Source organism: Paenisporosarcina quisquiliarum (genome assembly GCF_027563315.1).
GTDB classification, from domain to species: Bacteria; Bacillota; Bacilli; order Bacillales_A; family Planococcaceae; genus Paenisporosarcina; species Paenisporosarcina quisquiliarum.
Window position 1 is genome coordinate 112,703 of the sequence record NZ_JAMKBJ010000004.1, and the last position, 20,637, is coordinate 133,339.

20 protein-coding genes and 1 riboswitch are annotated in these 20,637 nt (G+C 39.9%); of the genes, 7 read left to right on the forward strand and 13 right to left on the reverse strand.

Annotation, left to right across the window (positions count from 1 at the left end; genetic code table 11):
* Positions 1-158: 158 nt before the first annotated feature.
* The 8 genes from M9R32_RS06420 to M9R32_RS06455 form a co-directional block, all read right to left on the reverse strand.
* A complete protein-coding gene (locus M9R32_RS06420; RefSeq protein ID WP_269925905.1) occupies positions 159-1,694 on the reverse strand; it encodes a solute symporter family protein in 1,536 nt (511 codons plus the stop codon).
* The gene (locus M9R32_RS06425; protein ID WP_269925906.1) at positions 1,691-2,050 is read right to left on the reverse strand and encodes a DUF485 domain-containing protein; all 360 of its coding nucleotides are present in this window, start codon (positions 2,048-2,050) and stop codon (positions 1,691-1,693) included. Before M9R32_RS06425 ends, M9R32_RS06420 begins: the two co-directional genes overlap by 4 nt.
* A gap of 550 nt (positions 2,051-2,600) precedes the next feature.
* Positions 2,601-3,278 carry a VOC family protein gene (locus tag M9R32_RS06430; RefSeq protein ID WP_269925907.1) on the reverse strand — a complete coding sequence of 226 codons (678 nt, stop codon included), beginning with the start codon at positions 3,276-3,278 and terminating at the stop codon, positions 2,601-2,603.
* Between the two features lie 34 nt (positions 3,279-3,312).
* Positions 3,313-3,945 carry a TetR/AcrR family transcriptional regulator gene (locus M9R32_RS06435; protein ID WP_269925908.1) on the reverse strand — a complete coding sequence of 211 codons (633 nt, stop codon included), beginning with the start codon at positions 3,943-3,945 and terminating at the stop codon, positions 3,313-3,315.
* Positions 3,945-4,742 (reverse strand): ABC transporter permease subunit, encoded by a 798-nt coding sequence (locus M9R32_RS06440; RefSeq protein ID WP_269925909.1) that lies wholly within the window; start codon positions 4,740-4,742, stop codon positions 3,945-3,947. Before M9R32_RS06440 ends, M9R32_RS06435 begins: the two co-directional genes overlap by 1 nt.
* Positions 4,732-5,631 carry an ABC transporter ATP-binding protein gene (locus M9R32_RS06445; RefSeq protein WP_269925910.1) on the reverse strand — a complete coding sequence of 300 codons (900 nt, stop codon included), beginning with the start codon at positions 5,629-5,631 and terminating at the stop codon, positions 4,732-4,734. Before M9R32_RS06445 ends, M9R32_RS06440 begins: the two co-directional genes overlap by 11 nt.
* A gap of 113 nt (positions 5,632-5,744) precedes the next feature.
* The gene (gene putP, locus M9R32_RS06450; protein ID WP_269925911.1) at positions 5,745-7,229 is read right to left on the reverse strand and encodes a sodium/proline symporter PutP; all 1,485 of its coding nucleotides are present in this window, start codon (positions 7,227-7,229) and stop codon (positions 5,745-5,747) included.
* A gap of 156 nt (positions 7,230-7,385) precedes the next feature.
* On the reverse strand, positions 7,386-9,020 hold the full coding sequence (locus M9R32_RS06455) for an AMP-binding protein (protein WP_269925912.1): 1,635 nt from the start codon (positions 9,018-9,020) through the stop codon (positions 7,386-7,388).
* A 185-nt stretch (positions 9,021-9,205) separates the two neighbouring features.
* Positions 9,206-9,350: riboswitch (FMN riboswitch) on the forward strand.
* Positions 9,351-9,926: 576 nt separating this feature from the next.
* On the opposite strand from M9R32_RS06455, the gene ribE reads away from it, so the two are divergent.
* The 5 genes from ribE to M9R32_RS06480 all read left to right on the forward strand — a co-directional run bounded on the left by ribE (position 9,927) and on the right by M9R32_RS06480 (position 14,289).
* Positions 9,927-10,556 carry a riboflavin synthase gene (gene ribE, locus M9R32_RS06460; protein ID WP_269925913.1) on the forward strand — a complete coding sequence of 210 codons (630 nt, stop codon included), beginning with the start codon at positions 9,927-9,929 and terminating at the stop codon, positions 10,554-10,556.
* An 11-nt stretch (positions 10,557-10,567) separates the two neighbouring features.
* Entirely contained in the window at positions 10,568-11,761 is a 1,194-nt protein-coding gene (locus tag M9R32_RS06465) for a bifunctional 3,4-dihydroxy-2-butanone-4-phosphate synthase/GTP cyclohydrolase II (RefSeq protein ID WP_269925914.1), read from the forward strand.
* A gap of 12 nt (positions 11,762-11,773) precedes the next feature.
* The gene (gene ribH / locus M9R32_RS06470) at positions 11,774-12,241 is read left to right on the forward strand and encodes a 6,7-dimethyl-8-ribityllumazine synthase (protein WP_269925915.1); all 468 of its coding nucleotides are present in this window, start codon (positions 11,774-11,776) and stop codon (positions 12,239-12,241) included.
* A 78-nt stretch (positions 12,242-12,319) separates the two neighbouring features.
* On the forward strand, positions 12,320-12,850 hold the full coding sequence (locus M9R32_RS06475; protein ID WP_269925916.1) for a histidine phosphatase family protein: 531 nt from the start codon (positions 12,320-12,322) through the stop codon (positions 12,848-12,850).
* A 278-nt stretch (positions 12,851-13,128) separates the two neighbouring features.
* The gene (locus tag M9R32_RS06480) at positions 13,129-14,289 is read left to right on the forward strand and encodes a class I SAM-dependent methyltransferase (protein ID WP_269925917.1); all 1,161 of its coding nucleotides are present in this window, start codon (positions 13,129-13,131) and stop codon (positions 14,287-14,289) included.
* Between the two features lie 72 nt (positions 14,290-14,361).
* Here M9R32_RS06480 and M9R32_RS06485 read toward each other — a convergent pair whose 3' ends face one another.
* Both M9R32_RS06485 and M9R32_RS06490 read right to left on the reverse strand, forming a co-directional pair.
* On the reverse strand, positions 14,362-15,015 hold the full coding sequence (locus tag M9R32_RS06485; protein WP_269925918.1) for a Dph6-related ATP pyrophosphatase: 654 nt from the start codon (positions 15,013-15,015) through the stop codon (positions 14,362-14,364).
* Positions 15,016-15,018: 3 nt separating this feature from the next.
* Positions 15,019-15,510 carry an AAA family ATPase gene (locus M9R32_RS06490; RefSeq protein WP_269925919.1) on the reverse strand — a complete coding sequence of 164 codons (492 nt, stop codon included), beginning with the start codon at positions 15,508-15,510 and terminating at the stop codon, positions 15,019-15,021.
* 108 nt (positions 15,511-15,618) lie between these two features.
* Between M9R32_RS06490 and M9R32_RS06495 the strand changes: the two genes are divergently transcribed.
* On the forward strand, positions 15,619-15,873 hold the full coding sequence (locus M9R32_RS06495; protein WP_269925920.1) for a hypothetical protein: 255 nt from the start codon (positions 15,619-15,621) through the stop codon (positions 15,871-15,873).
* Between the two features lie 122 nt (positions 15,874-15,995).
* Complete coding sequence (locus tag M9R32_RS06500; protein WP_269925921.1) at positions 15,996-17,051, forward strand: bifunctional glycosyltransferase family 2/GtrA family protein; 1,056 nt, start codon at positions 15,996-15,998, stop codon at positions 17,049-17,051.
* 11 nt (positions 17,052-17,062) lie between these two features.
* On the opposite strand, the gene M9R32_RS06505 is transcribed toward M9R32_RS06500, so the two are convergent.
* From M9R32_RS06505 to M9R32_RS06515, 3 genes are all read right to left on the reverse strand, one after another.
* Positions 17,063-17,527, reverse strand: coding sequence for an NUDIX hydrolase (locus M9R32_RS06505; RefSeq protein ID WP_269925922.1), 465 nt, complete (start codon positions 17,525-17,527; stop codon positions 17,063-17,065).
* A gap of 456 nt (positions 17,528-17,983) precedes the next feature.
* Positions 17,984-18,922 carry an HD-GYP domain-containing protein gene (locus M9R32_RS06510; RefSeq protein ID WP_269925923.1) on the reverse strand — a complete coding sequence of 313 codons (939 nt, stop codon included), beginning with the start codon at positions 18,920-18,922 and terminating at the stop codon, positions 17,984-17,986.
* Positions 18,923-19,081: 159 nt separating this feature from the next.
* On the reverse strand, positions 19,082-20,623 hold the full coding sequence (locus tag M9R32_RS06515; protein WP_269925924.1) for a flotillin family protein: 1,542 nt from the start codon (positions 20,621-20,623) through the stop codon (positions 19,082-19,084).
* Positions 20,624-20,637 lie beyond the last annotated feature (14 nt).

Sequence of the window (20,637 nt, forward strand, 5' to 3'; positions counted from 1 at the left end):
GATAGACCTATCCCGATTAACCTGCCCAGTAGCAGTTCTTTGCTTTATTTAGTTTCATCGCAAAGTGTTCCATCGGAATTTGTAGTCAATCATCTGGAAAACCTCCGTTCCTTAAAGTATGTTTATCGTATCATACTCATTTGATTAGATACAACTTCTTACAATTGTCGGAAGCCACCTGTATTTGCTTTCACTGTTACTTCTGCAAATTTCTTTACGTCCGACTCTTTCGTCAGAAGCGTACCGAGCCATCCACCAATAAATCCAAGTGGTACTGATACAAGTGCTGGATTGGTCAGTGGGAAAATCGGATTTCCTGTAATGATGGCTGCACCTTCAACCGGATTCATCACACTTGGACTGATTGAAACAAGTACTAAAGCAGAAATCAAACCCGTCGCCATTGCAGAAATAGCACCGGCAGTATTGAATTTTTTCCAGAAAATCGTATAGACGATTACCGGTAAATTGGCACTGGCAGCAATACAGAATGCGAGTGATACAAGGAACGCCACATTCAAACTTTGAGCGAATAATGCCAAAATAATGGAAAATACAGCTACACCAACGGAAGCATATCGCGCTGCCAACATCTGCTCTCTGTCTGTCACGTTCCCTTTTTTAATAATTTGCCCATAAATGTCATGGGCAAATGCCGAGGCACCTGATAATACTAGTCCCGCAACTACTGCCAAAATGGTGGCGAAAGCAACCGCTGATACAAAGGACATTAGAAAATCTCCGCCTAATACCTGTGCTAAAAGAGGTGCCGCCATATTGCCGGCTGCATTGGTTGAGACGATTAAATCTTGTCCTACGAAAGCAGCTGCACCAAATCCTAAGAAGATCGTCATGACATAGAAGATTCCGACAATCCAAGTCGCCCACATAACTGAACTGCGAGCTGTTTTAGCATCACGGACTGTAAAGAACCTCATCAGGATATGTGGCAAACCCGCTGTTCCAAGAACGAGTGCAATCATTAAGGAAATCGTATCCAAAGGCATTTTGTACTTAACGCCTGGATTCAAGTAATCTGCACCATGAGGAGTTGCCGTTTTCATAGATGTAAACATTTCAAAAATATTGAAGTTGAATTCCTTCAATACAAGGAACGAAATGATGATTGTACCAGCCATAAGCAGGACTGCTTTAATAATCTGTACCCAACTTGTCGCTGTCATACCTCCAAATAATACGTAAACCGTCATCATAATTCCTACAAGTAATACGGCAATCCAATATGGAATATCAAAAAGCAATTGAATAAGCGCTCCCGCCCCCACCAACTGGGCAATCATATAGAAAATGACGATTGTAATGGAACTGATTGCAGCCCCAGCACGCACCTTTTTTGCATTGAATCTTGAATTGATCATATCAGCAAGCGTATACTTTCCAAGATTACGCAAAGGTTCTGCAACGATAAAAAGAACGACTAAATAAGCAACCAAGTAACCGATAGAGAAAAGGAATCCATCAAAACCATATAACGCAATTGCCCCTGCGATTCCTAAAAAGGATGCCGCGGATAAATAATCTCCTGCAATTGCAAGTCCGTTCTGCCAACCGGTTAGTCCTCCACCAGCTGTATAGAATTCACTGGCCGTATTCGTTTTCTTGGCAGCAAAGTATGTAACGACAAGCGTCAAACCTACAATAATTAAAAATAAGATAACTACGATTGGATTCATTGGTTATCCTCCTCCTCGTAATTAAATTCTTTAAGTGTCTCATGAGCCATACGATCAAATTCAGCTGATTTTTTCATGTAAATGGTTACAAGAGTCCATGTCATGATGAATAGTCCAAGGGCATATACCCAACTCCAGGAGATATCACCGATAAATGATGCATTCAAAACATTTGTATACGAAATAATAATAGGAAATAAAATATAAAGACCTAAAAATAACAGAGTACTAGGAATTAAAAATGCTTTTTTCTTTTTTAATAGATTGCGGAAACCGGGAGACTCTTCAATTTTTTCAAAATCGGGTAATGCTTTGCGCTCAATTTTCTTCGAATTTCGCTTTGTTGCTACTACCATTAGAAACACCCCTTTGCTTTATTTAAATTTTCTGAATACAAATAAAATTAAAACAATGTTAGAATAAAATGTCAATCTATTTACTTCTATTCTCGAAGAATCATAGAAAACGAAAAAAACACATGCTTCGTTAGCATGTGTCAGACTAGGACAAAAGAATATTGATTAATATAAAAGTATAAAAATTCGTGTTCTTACTTATTGCACCCATTCACAAAAAAGGTGGTCGGCTATTTCTTTCGCTTTCCGCGGACGAAACGCTAGCCTCCTCAGCTTTGCTGTCTATGACAGCAAATCCTGCGGGGTCTAGCTTGTTCCGTTTTTCCGCAGGAGTCTTCAGAAACAGCCGACCACTTTCCTCCTTAAATAATTTTAAGAGAAACATATACAGAAGCGCGTTCTGTTGATTGGAATGGAGGCGACGGCGTCCACCGCAATGGATATCAACATTTTCTTGTATTGGTACTTTTACAATAGTATGCAGTTATATTCAATCATTATATTATTTACAATCTGCCACATGCTCTATCAGCATGTGTTTCGAAGTTTTTCAATTGATTTCAACGTGTGATAGACGTTCCTTGTCTTGAGTGGTTTTCAGGAAAACCAACTCGGTGTTGGGTAAAATGATGGTATTCTCTACTCGGTCTGTGGAAAAAAGACTTGCCCACATTTTGCTATGATGTTCGGGATTTTCCACAGCAAATTCACAACGTGTGATTTGAAGTTGCTCATTGTACTCTTTCAGAGTTCCGTCTGCCCTTAAACTGTTCATTCGATCCTCAAATGGTTCATCCCATTCAATGAAGAATGGCAATGGCAATTTGTCGGAAACTTCCTGGTCGATGAAAAGCATTTTCCATTTTCGGATAAATCCTGTTGATGTCTCACGTTCCGCATTCAATACTCCAGAGGTGGTCCATCCTTCTTCTTCCTTCAACCTATTATTCAACCCCACAATATCTGCCGTGCGAAAACAAATAGTTCCCCATCCTTCGCCATTCTCTAAATCATGCAACAAAAGATTCGTTAGTGGATGATTCGCCTGTTTGGCAATGTCCATATGTTCCACTGATAGATATTCGACATAACTATTTTTCGTATAGGTTAACGCATTTACCGTTCCCCAATTTTTGTGCCGCCCACCGATTGAAGTACCTTCGCTTTTTCGAACATGCTCTTCCGGGGTTTGCTTACTGAAATATACAACATGATCCAGCTCAATCATTTTCACCACTCCTGTTCTCTTCCACATGTCAAAGCTAATCTAATGCACGCGTACATACTCCATACTTCAATATGTCGATTATTGCATCCATCTCCGAGAGAATTTTGTCGGTTTCATCCACTAGATTTTCGAACTTCCCTGTATATTCATTTATTATCCGCTGGGAGAATCCTTCAAAAACTGTGCGGATTAACCGTTTTGCCTGATTCAGTTCAACGTCATCACGTAAAGACTTTGGGGTTAAGAGTTGATAAATATAGTCGTCATTTAAAGCGATCATTGGTTTCGACTTTTCCATAAATAGTTGTTCTAATTCTTTCATGATTTCTTTAGGTGGCGTTATAAAAGCTTGCATTAACAATTGATTTTCCAACGGGCATGATACTGCCACGTTTAATTTCATCTTTACAAAGTACTTCAATTGTTCAAAGAAATCTTCAGAATCTTGAGGATGCCATTCCTTCTCAAACGCATTCATCAAAACATCGATGGAATCATTGATAATGGTCAAATACAAATTTTTCTTGGATTGAAAATGGTGAAAAATAAGTGCTTTCGAAACGTCAGCTGTTTCTGCAATTAAATTCGCGGATGTCTGGTGATAACCAAGTGTAGCAAATAGCTCTTTAGCAACTTGGAATATCCGTTCATTTTTTTCTATATCCATTAAATAACCAAGTCCTTTTTCATATACTTCATAATAGCTGCCGTTACAGATATAACCATAATCATAATCATGATAATTAAATACACGGGCTTAATTGATGCCTGCTCTATTATATAAGCCGAATTTACATATTCAAACGGGGTAATCCATTTCAGCTTGGATAGTTTATCGGAAATACTCGCGACAATACTAACAAAATAGCTGAATAACACAATGGCTAGCGAAATTGATGTTACAAGACGTTGCTTACGGAAAAATGCAGATAGTCCAAAAGCTAAGGCTGCAAAAGTTAAATGCAATAATAAGGGAGCCAAGGAAATCAGTGTGAATGTCACCATATCGATATGGTCGTCACCGGCAACCTGGAATCCCAAATAGTTAATCACAGAAAGTACGGTATTAAAGACCACTAGAACCAACGCAACGGCCGCAGCTTTCTGAACAACCACTTGAACTCTTGAAATCGGCTTTGATAATAAAAATTCAATGGTACGATCACTTTCTTCTTTCACCAACATGCCTCCAGCTAACATTGCAGCATAAATACTGCCAAACAGTGTAACGAATAAATATCCTTCAATAGCATAAAAACCGAGTGCACTATCGAAGCCTAGTTGATCAATATTAAACGCTTTAAGCATGGCTTCGGGATACAATTTCATCAACTCCTGAAGTTGCTCTTTATTTTCTGCAAATTGCGGATAGACGCTCATGATTAAAAAAGTCATGCCTCCAAGCGCCAATGTCCAAATCCATAACGCTTTTTGTGCTCGCTTCCATTCTCTCTTAAAGACCATCATTCTCACCCGCTTCTTTTTCGTAATAATGCATGAAAATCTCTTCAAGCGACGGTTCTTCGATGGTTACATCATCAAATTGAATGTTAACCAGCTGTTCCAACAAATTCCGAGTGTGGCCATTATAAATAAATTCGTAGCTATTATCCGTTACGTTTTCTTGCAGAACTCCTTCTAAGCGTATCTTTTGATCCCATTTGTTTTGAAAATGAAGATGGACTTTTTTAAATTTCTTCGCATGCAAGTCTTCCATATTTTCAATTTTAATCATTCGGCCGTCTTTAATGATGGCCACACGGTTGCATAATTTCTGTACTTCACTTAGATAATGGGATGAAAAGAATATCGTCGTTCCTTTTTGTTGTAGCTCTCTTAGCAGTTCAAAAAATATCGATTGCATAAGTGGGTCTAAGCCTGCAGTCGGTTCATCTAATATCAAAATCTGTGGTTCATGCATGAGCGCCTGAATGATACCAACTTTTTTCTTGTTTCCAAAAGACAAATCCTCAATTTTTCTGCTCGTGTCGAGTTGAAGACGTTCAGCTAACTCCAGTGCATGTTTTGATGAATCTCCTGGGTAGAAGCCTGCAGAAAAACGGAACAATTCACTCACTTTCATATCGTCATAATAATGAACTTCAGAAGGTAAATATCCAATGTGTTGACGGAGATTTTTCGCTTCTGTCACCACATCTTTTCCCAAGATTTTTGCAGTACCACTTGTTGGATATAAAAAGTTAAGTAATGTACGGATTGTGGTACTCTTACCTGCTCCATTAGGTCCAATGAATCCAAAAATCTCCCCTTGTGCGACTTGGAACGTGACGTCTTCTATACCGCGTGCTTTTCCGTAACGTTTGGTTAAGTGATTCAATTCAATTGCATTCATACATGAAACCTCCCTTGTATTCCAATTATTACTTTAACTATATGCTTCACTGACCAATCGGTCAATGGGGGATAAAAAAATCCCACAACTATAATATGTTGTGGGATGACAATTTATCTTTCTTGCTTCAATAATGTAATTGCTTCATCGAATTCACGATCAATTTCAGCATTTTTTCGGTACGTAACAAGACTTACAATAACCGCTACAATCAAGCATAGGATAAATCCTGGAACGATTTCATAAATCAAGCCTTTAAGGGTTTCATTGTTCCCCCATATAACTACTGTAGTTGCTCCAACGACCATACCTGCTAAAGCACCCCAAGTAGTTAACTTTCTCCAGAATAGAGAAAGAAGAATAACAGGACCAAATGCAGCTCCAAATCCAGCCCAAGCATATGCGACTAAATCAAGGATGGTTGTGTTTTTCTCCCATGCAATGAACATTGCAACTACTGCAACAAACAGTACTGCAATACGTCCAAGTAACACAAAATGCTTATCTGAAGCATCTTTGTTAATGACAGCTTTGTACAAATCTTCAATCAATGCTGAAGACGTAACAATCAGTTGAGAAGAAATCGTACTCATAACTGCAGCAAGTACTGCTGCCAACATGATACCAGCGATAAATGGATGGAAAATAACTTGTCCTAAAGAGATAAAGATTGCTTCTGGATCACTTAAAGTTTCACCAGCATTTTGCTGATAGTAAGCGATTCCAATCAAACCTGTTGCGATTGCACCAAGGAGACTTAACGCCATCCAACCGATACCGATACGGCGAGCTTGCTTTGTTTCTTTTACTGAACTAATTGCCATAAAGCGCACAATGATATGAGGCTGACCAAAATAACCAAGACCCCAAGCGATGGAAGATAGAACACCTAATGCAGTTGCTCCTTCAATTAAACTTAATCGAGCAGGATCAACAGAACGAATGCTTTCTGCTGCACCATCGGATCCACCTACCAAGAATAAACCGATGACTGGCACTAATATCAATGCCAAGAACATAACAAGTCCTTGAACAACGTCTGTATAACTTACTGCAAGGAATCCTCCAAACAGTGTATAAGCAATAACAACTGCCGACACAATTAATAAACCTGTATGATAGTCCAAACCGAATGACTCGTCAAAGAACACTCCTCCGGCTACCATTCCTGATGATACATAGAACGTAAAGAATACCAGGATGATAATACCTGAAACAACACGTAATAATCGTGAAGTATCTTTCAAGCGGTTTTCCAAGAAACTTGGAATTGTAATGGAATCATTCGAAACTTGTGAATACACACGTAAACGTGGTGCAACTAGCAACCAGTTTAAGTAAGCTCCAACAGTTAATCCGATAGCTATCCATGCTTCTACCAAACCAGTTGCATAGATTGCTCCAGGTAGCCCCATCAATAACCAACCTGACATATCGGCTGCTCCAGCACTCAGCGCTGTTACTCCAGGCCCTAATGAACGCCCTCCCAACATGAAATCCGTTAAGTTGGCTGTTTTTTTGTAAGAATAATAACCTATATACAGCATCGCAGCCATATAAATGATGATTGCAATTAATTGATATACATAATCAGTCATGTTTGTTCCTCCTTTGAGAATGTTGTGAGTATTTCAAACTCATCATAACATGCTCATTGCAGAAGAACGAGAATATTTTTTTAGTAAGAATTGTCACAAAACATAGAATTACCAACGTTTTACAGGGTTTTTGTATTTCCCAGGAAATATGTCATATTAAACGCTTACACTCTTCTCTTTCGACATTTCTCGCAAAAGATACTTTTGAATCTTTCCAGATGCGGTCATTGGATAGGATTCTGTAAACTCAATATAACGTGGGATTTTATGATGTGATATCTTTCCTTTACAATATGAGCGGATTTCTTCAGCATCAACTGATTCTCCCTCTTTTACAATAATCCACGCCATTAGCTCTTCACCATATTTCGGATCTGGTACGCCCACTACTTGGACGTCCTGTACACTCGGGTGTTGATATAGAAACTCTTCAATTTCGCGTGGATAGATGTTTTCTCCTCCACGAATCACCATATCTTTGATTCGACCTGTAATTTCGAGATAACCTTCATCATCCAAAAGTGCTATATCTCCTGTGTGTAGCCAACCATCTTCATCGATTGCCTCGCGTGTTGCTTCTTCATTTTTGTAATAACCTTTCATCACAAGATATCCCCGTGCACATAACTCACCTGGCATTCCTGCAGGCAATTCTTCTTTAGTTGCGGGGTCAATAATTTTCACTTCTACATGAGGATGTGGTTTCCCTACAGTTTTCACGCGTTTTTCAATCGCATCATCAGATTTAGTTTGGGATATAACAGGTGAACATTCAGTAAGTCCATAACAAATTGTTATTTCGCTAGCCCCCATATCATCGATGACTTTTTTCATTACCTCAATCGGGCAAGGTGAACCCGCCATAATGCCTGTTCTTAGGGATGAAGTATCAAATTGTTCATATTCAGGATGATTCAGCTCGGCAATAAACATAGTTGGTACCCCGTGAAGAGCTGTACATTTTTCGTCCTGTACAATCTGGAGCACTCGCTTAGGATCAAATTGCTCCACTAATACCATCGTTGTTCCATGCGTGACGGCCGCAAGCGTACCCAACACACAGCCAAAACAATGGAAAAATGGAACTGGAATACATAAGCGGTCTTCCGGTGTTAACTTCATATGGTCTCCGATAATTTGACCGTTATTGACAATGTTCATATGTGTCAGCATGACGCCTTTTGGAAACCCTGTAGTTCCGGATGTATATTGAATATTTATTACATCATCTACTTCTAAAGAGCCCAGTCTTTCGTCAAGTTGCTTGTCCGTTACGTTTAATGCATGCGCCTCAAACTCACTCCAGGAATAAATACCAGGATAGTCATTTTCACTCATGACAATCACGCGTTTGAAATTAGGGAGCTTCGCGCATTGAATATCCCCTTTAACCGATGATTTCAATTCAGGACATACGGAATTAATAATCTCTATGTAAGACGTTCCTTTAAATTCTTCGCCTAAAATAAGGGTGGTTGAATCAGATTGATTCAATAAATATTCCAATTCTTTTTCTTGATAGTTTGTATTAACCGTCACGAGAACTGCACCCATCTTGCCTGTGGCATATTGACTTAATAACCACTCTCTTTTGTTGTCTGACCAAATGGCAACATGTTCACCTTTGGCTATGCCCATCCCCATGAACGCTTTAGCCAATCGATCCGTCTCTTCATCAAATTCTTTATATGTTTTGCGTACTTGCTTCTCTGGATAAACATAAGCTTCTGTAGTAGGATACCGTTTCGCCATTTCCCGAACTACTTCCCCAACGGTTTGATGTTTTAACATGTTGCTTCCCCCTTTGTGAATGTCTACAACACTATTATGTTATCACAAAATTCAGACGAATTGTAATAGAGAATCCATCTTTACCCATTTTTACGGTTGGAGAAAATCGTTTATTGAATCGTGGTGGTGATGATTTTATCAAACCCTGCTAATTGTGCTACTATAAAAACGATAACTAGTCGCTTTATATTCTTCGGGGCAAGGTGAAATTCCTTACCGGCGGTGAGCAAATGTAGATTTGTAAGTCCGTGACCCGGTGCTTGAAAAAGTAGCGGTGGAGTTGGTGCGAATCCAACACCGACAGTATAGTCTGGATGGGAGAAGAGTATAGAGAGGTTTATTTGTCATGCTCGCGCATCGCTTCTTTTCGATTGAAAATTCGAAAGGAGGAGCTTGTATCAATCAACAACTAAAGGAGTCCAGCTTATCTATCCCGTGTTTGAAGTACATACGATCAGTTGGCACTGTGTCTGAATTCCATATGACTATTGCAAACGCACTTGTATTGAAAGACAGGCTTCTTAAAGCTACCCAATTTAGGGTTCCTGCAAGTAGGTTCACACAAGAAGCGAAGCATCATAACCGAGTGTTTTCACATTGCGTTACCATACTCTATTCTTTTGACACAACGGATGCTAAAAAAGAGTTTCGTTCGCAGAAATTACGCGAGAACTTTCTTTTGTTACGTAATCGTTTAATCGCTCTTTTTCATTTAGTCAATAGAATCCATCATCATATCCCTTTCCCCACCACCTATCTGCCCCTTGGTGGAAAAAATCATCCTTATAAAAGCTTTACAAAGTATGTCTCTACAGGCGTATAAGATTGGCACCACTAACTAAATAATGGATAACAAAAAGACTTTGATGTTCGCATCAATTCTCTCTTCAGTAGGAGGTTGATTACTTGTTCACAGGAATCATTGAAGAAATTGGCACTGTCACTTCCATCAAACGTAAATCACATGCGCTCGAATTATCCATTCGTGCAAAAGTGGTACTAGCTGATGTAAAAAGAGGCGATAGTATCGCCGTAAATGGTGTTTGTTTGACGGTTTCATCTTTTACACATGATACGTTTGTTGTGGATGTCATTCCGGAAACCTTCAATTCGACCACTTTAGCCAATTTATCATCAAATGCGCGTGTTAATTTGGAACGCGCCATGGCGGCAAACGGACGGTTTGGCGGCCATTTTGTCAGTGGGCACGTGGACGGCATCGGTGTCATTCGCTCGATCAAAAAAGAATCCAATGCCATCACAAAAAAGATTGAAGTGGATTTTAGCCTCATGAAATACATTACGCCGAAAGGCTCCGTTGCCATAGACGGAACTTCTCTCACTGTTTTTGATGTCGATCAATCTTCCATCACGATTTCTTTGATTCCAACAACTCAATATGATTCGTTGATCGGGGACAAACGCATTGGTGAAAAAGTGAATATCGAATGTGACATGCTCGCAAAATATACCGAACGTATCCTAACATCTAAAACTGGCATATCAAAAGAATGGCTACAAGATAAAGGATTTTAAGGAGGTTTCTTATGTTTTATACGGTAGAAGAAGCAGTTGAAGCACTATCCAAAGGCCAAGCCATCATTGTTGTTGATGACGAAGACCGAGAAAACGAAGGAGACTTTGTTGCGCTTGCTGAATTTGCAACACCTCAAGTCATCAATTTAATGGCCACCGAAGGGAAAGGTCTTATTTGCGTACCAGTGGCAGAAGAAATTGCAAGTCAACTGGACATTGGGTTAATGACGGATCACAACACAGACCCTTATAGTACTGCTTTTACAATCAGTGTCGATCATATTGACACAACAACGGGTATCAGTGCATTTGAACGCTCGCACACCATTCTTCAAATGATTAATAATCAATCGACCGCATCCGATTTTAAACGACCAGGTCACGTATTCCCCTTAATTGCGAAAAAAGGTGGAGTTCTTAAGCGTGCAGGACATACTGAAGCAGCAGTAGATTTGGCATTGCTTGCAGGTTCTGCGCCTGCGGGTGTGATTTGTGAAATTATGAATGCAGATGGCACAATGGCTCGACTCGATGATTTAGTTACCATAGGGAAACGATTAAATATAGGTATATTAACCATCGCTGAATTGATTGCGTACAAACAAAAGCATGAAAAACTGATTACCCGCGAAGTGGAAACTATTTTGCCAACTGAGTATGGTGATTTTAAGGTATTTGGATATACCGAAACCTTGACAGGGAAAGAACATATTGCCCTTGTCAAAGGATCGGTCTCTGAAGAAACTCCAATTTTGACCCGGGTACATTCTGAATGTCTGACTGGGGATGTTTTTGCTTCTCGTAAATGTGATTGTGGTTCACAACTCCATGCCTCACTCAAACAGATTGAAGAAGCTGGCTCAGGCATTTTGTTATACATGCGACAAGAGGGGCGCGGTATCGGTTTAATCAACAAATTAAAAGCGTATGCTCTGCAGGACGAAGGGTTAGATACTGTCGAAGCCAATCAAAAACTGGGATTTGCTGATGATTTAAGGGAGTACGGAATTGGCGCACAAATTTTGCGCGACCTCGGTGTCCGTAAAATGATGCTTATGACCAACAATCCAAGAAAAATTGCGGGAATCGATGGTTATGGTCTGGAAGTAACTGAACGTGTAGCAATCGAAATCCCCTCTCATACAGATAATGAAGGCTATATGAAAACCAAAAAATCAAAACTCGGACATTTCCTGAGTTTATAGAGGAGCTTGTATATGACAACACATTTAGAAGGATATTTAGTTGGGTCCGATTTAAAAATCGGTATCGTTGTTGGTCGATTCAATGAATTTATCACAAGTAAACTATTAGGTGGAGCCGAAGACGCACTGAAGCGTCATGGCGTGGATGAAGCAAATGTGACGATTGCCTGGGTTCCTGGTGCTTTTGAAATTCCACTAGTCGCGAAACAAATGGCAGCTTCCAAAAAGTACGATGCCGTGATCACACTCGGTACGGTGATTCGTGGCTCCACTCCTCATTTTGATTATGTATGTAATGAAGCAGCTAAAGGCGTTGCCAATGCTGGTTACCAACATGATATTCCAGTGATTTTCGGTGTTCTGACGACAGATACGATTGAACAAGCAATCGAACGCGCTGGAACGAAAGCAGGAAATAAAGGCTGGGAATCTGCAACGGCTGCTATTGAAATGGCAAATTTAATGAAAAAATTAGGTTAATAATTAACCCTGAAGCTCTTTGCTTCAGGGTTTTTATTTCGTATACTTTTACAAATGGTTAAAAGGAGTGCTTGCCAGATGAAGACGCTATACCTCGTTCGCCACTGTTCTGCAAACGGACAAGCTGCAGATGCTGAATTAACCGAGTCGGGATTTGAACAAGCTGAAAAGTTAGCTGCATTTTTTAGCGGGATTTTAATTGAAAACATCATTTCAAGTCCATTTAAAAGGGCACAAGATTCAATTAAACCAACAGCAAAAGCAAAAAATCTACCACTTACTATCGATGATCGTTTGGCAGAACGCACGTTGAGTACGTCTGATCTGCCCAATTGGCTCGAGCTTCTTGAAGAGACATTCCACAATCTCGATTTGAAGCTGACCGGCGGCGAAACCAGTCGTGAAGCGACATCCCGTGCTATCGAAGTCATAAATGAGGCGCCTAACAATACCATTATCGTTACACATGGTAATTTAATGAGCCTTATCTTGAAACACTTTGATGATTCCATCGGTTTTCAAGAGTGGAAATCACTTCGTAACCCTGATGTATATACGATTACTATTGGAAATGATGAAAGTAGCTTTGAGCAATTATGGAAAGATTGATTTCGCCCTCCTGTTCACTTCAAGTGACTAAGGAGAGGCTTTTTTTTAAGGTTTAGAGGGATTCGTGGGGTTTCGACCATTCGTGCTGGGTTTTCGTCCATTCAATTTGGATTTCCGTCCATTCAATTTGATTTATGACCAGTCACACTAGCTTTGTCCAATCACGTCGAATTTCCGTCCATTCATCACTTTTGACATCGGTTTACCTTCTATTCGAAAAGATATTCTGGCTGATGTGATAAACTAGCGGTAATAAACTTGAAGAGAAGGCGGTCTATATGGAATATCAACAAATGTTCGACCAGTTAAGTGATTTGATTCAGCAACAACAGCTGATCTCTGCAACGATCAGCCAACCACGTGCAAAATCAGAAGAAGTTAAACGCGTAAAACTCAAACCCGTTGAACTAAAGGGTATCTATCATATTCAGTTTGAATACCAATACGAACGTATATTAAAACACGAGAACCTTGAACTTGATGCAGCGAATGAAAAATTGCATGCCTTACTTCAGCAATACAGACAGGTACAAGCTGATTTTCAGGAAGAAAAAGTGCATATTCAGCTTTCCAAAAAGTTTAAAGTATTGTGGAAGTCAGACCAAGTTGTCTCAAAAAAATTGGTGAATCTTTCACATAACCGAAAGAAGAACTATTTACTGGACGAAGATACATCCTACCCGTTTCTTGTGCGTCTTGGTGTTCAGACGCCCGATGGGAAAGTCAAAAAGCAAAAGCATGATAAATTCCGCCAAATCAATCGATTTGTCGAATTCATTGATGATGCACTGGACTATCTTCCGAAAGATCGACCAGTTCGGATTTTGGACTTTGGTTCAGGGAAATCTTACTTGACCTTTGCGCTCTATCACTACTTGAGAATTGAAAAAGGTCTCGATATTCGAGTCACTGGACTTGATTTGAAAAAAGAAGTCATTGAAGAATGTCAGCAAATTGCGGATGATCTAAACTATGACCACCTTGAATTCCTGGTCGGCGATATCAATGATTATAATGAAGAAACGTCGGTGGATATGGTTGTGACACTTCATGCTTGTGATGTGGCAACGGATATGGCACTGGCTCGTGCTGTAAAATGGGGAGCAAAAGTGATTCTGAGTGTACCATGTTGTCAACATGAGCTAAACACACAACTGAACAGTCCCGCTCTGGATGTTATGCTTCAGCATGGCCTGGTGAAAGAACGCTTTGCCGCTCTAGCAACAGATTCTATCCGTGCGGAGTTGCTGAAACTTGTCGGTTATGATGCGCAATTACTCGAATTCATTGATATGGAACATACGCCAAAAAACATTTTGATTCGAGCTTATTTCAATGGAAAAAAATCGACACCAGAGGAACAGCAAAAATATCGAGCTTTCGTGGATTTCCTAAAAGCAAAACCGTTTCTTGAGAATGAATTGAAAGATTACCTATAAATCGACATACAAAAAGGCATTGTCTTAAAAGACAATGCCTTTTTCTTGTAAAAATTTATCATCTGAACAAACCTATAATTCAACACTCAAGAAAACATATTCTTCATTTTCCCTTACCTCTCCAAACTTAACAGGTACACGTGATGAAAAAATCGGACCATCAATGACGACTGTATGAAACTCCCCATTTTCTCCACATGAATCAATTCCTAGCGTTTCTAATTCGTCCATCAGCTCTTTTGTGAATGTCCGGCCGATATAATCCCTTGGCATCATCCTTGTATTGATGACGACAATAACCGCTTCAAATCCAACCTCCAGAAGTTCCTCCAGTATTGAACGTCTCGGTTCTTGCCATAACGGATGAATTGGAATAATGCCTGATTTTGCACACGTTTTTTGTACCCATTCCAAATGTCCTTCAAGGTCGATATCACCAAAGACACCGTGTGTGATTCCCGCCAAACGACACTCATCCATGGCATCGATAAACTTCATTTCGTAATCTTCCCATCCTGCGCCACGAATCATTAATGGCACATTCAGGCGATCTGCCTGAGCTTGTATCACTTTTAGTGGCAGAGCATGTGACTTCGAGATTTCTTCATCTTCCTGGAACATCGTCAGTAATTTCTTGGGCATCATTCCTGACTGAATCGCACGATAATAGGCCATGGCAGAATCCTTGCCACCACTCCATGAAGCAACAAACGGTTTGTTTTCCATCTTTTAAACTCCTACCTCTTTCCCATCGCGAATCTCTACTGCCTTTTCATGAGCATTGTTCACGATTTTCCGAACTTGTTTCTTATAGATTGTTTCGTATTGGTACGTCCACTTGAACATACGTCCATACATTCGCCAACTGGGTATGTAACTGGCTTGTTCAATTCCTCTTTTTTGTCTGTAGAATCTATGTGAAATCCTATACAGACGCACAGAGAGACGCGGGTGTAAGAAAATGATTTGGTCCGCTTCATCGAAAGTCTTATAGGACCAACCAAGATGAGCGCCTTCGATAATCCAGGATGGTTGGCTAAGAATATCCGCTAATTGGGCATCTCGTTTTTCTTCTGAATTTCGAATATCTCCGTCTTCACTTCTGGACCATACCACATCATCCAATGAATGCATCTCAATTCCTTTTTGGCGGGCAAGTTTTCTTGCGAGTGTGGTTTTGCCACTGCCGACTGATCCTACAATACGTATTTTATTTGCCATGTTTATTGCCCCTTTATTTATATTAATCACATGCCTTACTACTCTCCAGTCTCTATCTATCCATTTAGCTCATTGCTATACTTAATAAAAAAGTAAAGGAGTACATTCATGGAATTAAAACGCGTTGCTTATGGAGTCATTATGGCCGCTACACTTATTTTTGTAAGGTTCATTGATCATAAAGTTTACGATATGCCTATTTTTGTGTCAGTTCTTGTTGTGATAGGTATCATGGTACTAAGTTATAAGCTTGTAGACAGATTTGCATTTTTCGACAGGGAAATATCAAGAAATACATACTATTTACTAAATACAGTCATCATTTCATTATTGATTCTCACTTTTTATCTCATCGAATCCTAGAAGGACATAATAAATCTATAAATCTTCTCTCTAGTTAAGATTCGACGGTATTAAAAAAGTTCCCTTCAAATTCTGCATAACTTACATCGTTTTTGGGTAGTTATTGGGGAGGGGGAATTTGTGTGGACACTACTTGCGTACTCATCGCAGCTTATAAGCCCGACGATTCTTGTCGTCAAACGATCACTGAGCTAATCGAAGCTGGCTTTTCGAACATTTTGGTCGTTAATGATGGTTCGGGAAAAAAATTCACTCCTTTCTTCGATAAGATTATTCAAATGCAGGAAGTGACAGTAATTCATCATGCTGCCAATCAAGGAAAAGGCAGAGCAATTAAGACCGCATTTCATTACATATTGAACGAACAACCTACCATTCAAAAAGTAATTACAGTAGATGCAGACGGTCAACATCTCACAAAAGATATTTGCGCTGTACTACAAACTTCTAATGAACATGATGGAATTATTCTTGGAGTGCGGAATTTTGACCTGGAAGACATTCCGTTTCGAAGCAGATTCGGAAACAAATTAACCCGAAATTTGTTTCGCTATGCGACAGGTATTGGGATTACAGATACACAAACCGGTCTACGACTCTTCGCGAGGAAACATCTTGAGTGGCTATTATCAATCAAAGGGGAAGCTTTTGATTATGAACTGAATATGCTTGCCGAAACAAAAGATGCAGGTATAGCGATTCATGAAGTGGAAATTGATACTGTCTATTTAAATGGCAATAAATCTTCTCATTTTCAACCCATCCGATCCTCCCTACAGATTTATAAAGTCTTTCTGAAATTTGCGCTATCCGGCTTAGCTTCCTTTGGCTTAGATATGGGGTTATTTGCTCTATTTATCTGGTTATGGAAAGATGATACACCACAAATGTATATTATACTGGCAACTATAATAGCAAGGGTCATTTCAGCAAGTTTCAACTACTTGATTAATCGAAAAAAAGTTTTTGAAAAAGGTGACGAAAAGTCGTTCGTGAAATACATGGTTCTTGCCGCACTTATCATGGCACTTTCTGCCGGAATGGTTCACGGTCTGTATTTCTTAACTGGAAGAGGCGAAATGATTATTAAGGGCATTGTCGACAGCGTGCTGTTTTTGGTAGGTTTCGTCGTTCAACGGGAATGGGTTTTCAAAAAGAAAAAGCCAAAACACGTTTAACGTGTTTTGGCTTATTTAATGATAGGTAGAGGCATTTGCTGAACCCAATCCATAATAAATCGAGATTGATGGGAATTTAAATTGTCCGGCAAATCGTGTTTGTCGAAAAAAGTATGAGCCCTTGACTCATCGCTCTTTTGAAGTAACTCACCCGAGAAAGTGGACGTTTTAAAAATAATTTGAATGCTATACACTTCATCGCCACTAGCATATTTAGCAAAGCCCTCCTGCCCTGAGTAGATGCCAAAGAACTCCAGGTCACCAATCGTTAAACCTGTTTCTTCTTCCGTCTCTCTTCGAGCTGCATCTTCCACTTTCTCGCCTAATTCCATGACTCCCCCAGGAATACACCAAACATCAGCATCTGTTCGATGTTGCAGTAAAATTTGATTCCCTCTTTCAATAATGACCCCACACCCAACCGTTAAAAGTGGTGCATGTCCAATCATCTTCCTCATTGTCTGTATGTAATTCACTTAGGGTACGTCCTTCCGTTTTTAACTACACTGCCATTAGAAAATCTATATATCAAAAGGCGGTCTCTAATAAATTAATTTTATTTTAAAGCCTATATTGAATTTGATGCTTAATTTTTAAACAGTTAATTGATTGAAGTGGAAGGCGGCGGAAACATGTGCTCCTGCGGTTACTCGTCGCAAAGATATTGGCCATTCGCCAATACCTTTCCAGCGGGAAAAGCGTGTCCAGGTGAGACCCCGCATATAAAAGGAACGAAGGCTAATTACGCCGCATCGTGTGGCAACGCCTTCGTGACCAACATCCTGTTGGCCTGAGGAGGCTCACGGGCCGCCCGCGGAAAGCGTCCGTCTGAAACGGAAATCAACATAGTTGTTTTACATGCGCCCACTCTAAATAGGAAAAGAATGGCTGTCCCAAAGCGTCAATTTACATAACTTTTGGAACAGCCACTTCTATCTCCATTTAAATTGTTGTTCATGCAATAGTTTTAGAAAAGCATCCACCACTACTGGATTGAATTGAGTGCCCCTGCCACGAATGATTTCCTGGATGGCTTCTTCAACCGTCAATGAATCACGATAGATTCGATCCGTAGTCATCGCATCGAATGAATCAACGACGGATACAATTGCCGCTTCCAATGAAATCTCATCTTCTTTTAAACCGTAGGGATACCCTTTGCCATCAAAACGTTCGTGATGCTCTTCGACAATAAATGCCGAATCTCTTAACCATTCAATTTCATGTTCCCGCATCATCTGAGCACCTAATGTTGTGTGAGATTTCATGATTTCCCATTCTTCTGGGGTGAATTTTTCTTTTTTATTTAAAATTTCAAGAGGAATGGCCAACTTGCCAATATCATGAAAATAAGCGCCCCATCTGAGCATCCTCACGCGCTCAATGGGCTGACCTAGTTTCTTCCATAACTCAATAGAGTAATCTTTGATTCGCGAGCAATGGTGAAAAGTGTAACCATCCACACGCTCTATAGAGGCTGCATCACGTTGGACAATTTCAGTGTTTCTAAAATTTCGTTCGAATACGCTTGCTGTCATTTCAACGAGGATTTCTACAGCCTCTTCCCCATAAAAAGATAGTAGCTCTGGATATTCCGAAGCATCCAGAGTATCTCCTTTATGCAAAAAGAAAGTATCCCCTTCATACTGCACTTCAAGCTTCCCCTGAACCACTGTGTACTTTTCTATTGCAGATTCTACATCTTCAGTTGAATACCGTACCCAAAACGATCGACGAGGCAATAAAGAGAATAGACTGTACCCGATTTCGTCAGATTTCCCTATGTAAGTTGATATGGCATGACCTACATCATTTCGGTGAAGAGAAGTTTTTTCTTTAATATCTATGATTTGTTCGATTGATAATGTCATAGGTACCTCCACACCGTACATGTTTCTATGTATAAGATACTTTCAACTTTACATTTTCAACCTCCATTTGTCATTATAAATCGTCAAAATTATCTAATTATTACCTTATTTTGTACCTTAAAACATGAAAAAGCTCTCCGATAATCGGAGAGCTTAAAATCAGATGGAAACATGATCTTCCACTTTTTCTTGCTTTTTCTTGTCTTGCATTTCATAAGAGATCCGGTCCAGGCTTGGACGTAATGTGCCTTTGCCTGAATAGTTTTCAAGCATTTCTTTCACATCGATGCCCGAAGAAGCCTTCAATGTTTCCTGAAGAGTCGACATTAAATTTGTCGCATATGAAGTGACTTTGTTGGCACCGCCACCTTCGCCACCACCTGTATCTACCACGGTAATCTTGTCGATATTCGCTAATGGACTTGCGATTTGTTTCGCATATTCCGGCATCATGCGTACAATCATATCCAGAACAGCTGCTTGACCATAATGTTCAAAGGCTTCGGCAATTTTTCGTTTTGCTTCCGCTTCTGCAAGACCTTTCAAGCGAATAATATCCGCTTCTGTTTCACCTTGTGCACGTTCTGAGTCAGCTTTCGCCAATCCATCAAGTCGTACTTTTTCAGCATCCGCTTTTGCTCTTGCCTCAATACGATATTTCTCAGCATCTGCTTCAGCCATTTCACGGGATTTTGCAGCTGCAGCATTTTGCTCGATAGCATAACGATCCGCATCCGCTTTCTTTTTAACCTCAGAGTCGTATTGTTTCTCGCGACGTAGAATTTCTTTTTCTTCAAGTTCAATTTGCTTTTGACGTTCGATAATACGAATTTGCATTTCCTGTTCCATTACTTCTTGTTTCGAGACAGCCGTTTGAAGTTCGTAAGCTTGGTCAGCACGGGCTTTAGCAACATCTTGTTCGCGACGATACTCAGCAACTTTCAATAAATTCTCTTTTTCTGCTAATGCAATCTCAGTCGCTCGTTCAATTTCGGACTTCTGCGCTTCTTTTGCTGCTTCCGCACGCTTGATACGTGTTTCTTTGTCTGCTTCAGCTGTCGCAATATCTGCATCACGTTTGACTTGTGCGATACGTGGTTTACCTAGAGAATCCAAGTAGCCATTTTTGTCTCTTACATCCTTAATTGTAAACGAAACAATAATCAGACCCATCTTCGCCAAGTCTTGAGAAGCGACACGTTGTACTTCCTGTGAGAATTTATCACGATTTTTGTAGATTTCCTCCACCGTCATCGAACCTAAAATGGAACGCAAGTGACCTTCTAATACTTCTTTAGCTTCATTTTCACGATCTTCTTTTGATTTCCCTAAAAATTGTTCTGCTGCTGTTGCAATTTCGGAAATGGATCCGCCAATTTTAATGATGGCCGTTCCATCCGCCATAACCGGAACCCCTTGCTCGGTATATACTTCAGGAGTTGTTACTTCCAGTTTGCTTGAAAGCAAGCTAAGTGGCTGTGACTGTTGGAACACAGGGAATACAAATGTACCGCCACCACGAATGATTTTAATTCGATTACCTGATTCGTCTGTATGAACTGTTTTTGATCCTAAATAACTTCCTGTGACAATTAATGCTTCGTCAGGGCCAACTGTTTTGTATTTCGTTACGTACACACCAATAATAGCAACCAATACAAACGCCACTATCCCTATTACAACCAACATACTCATATCCATGTTCATTTCCCCCA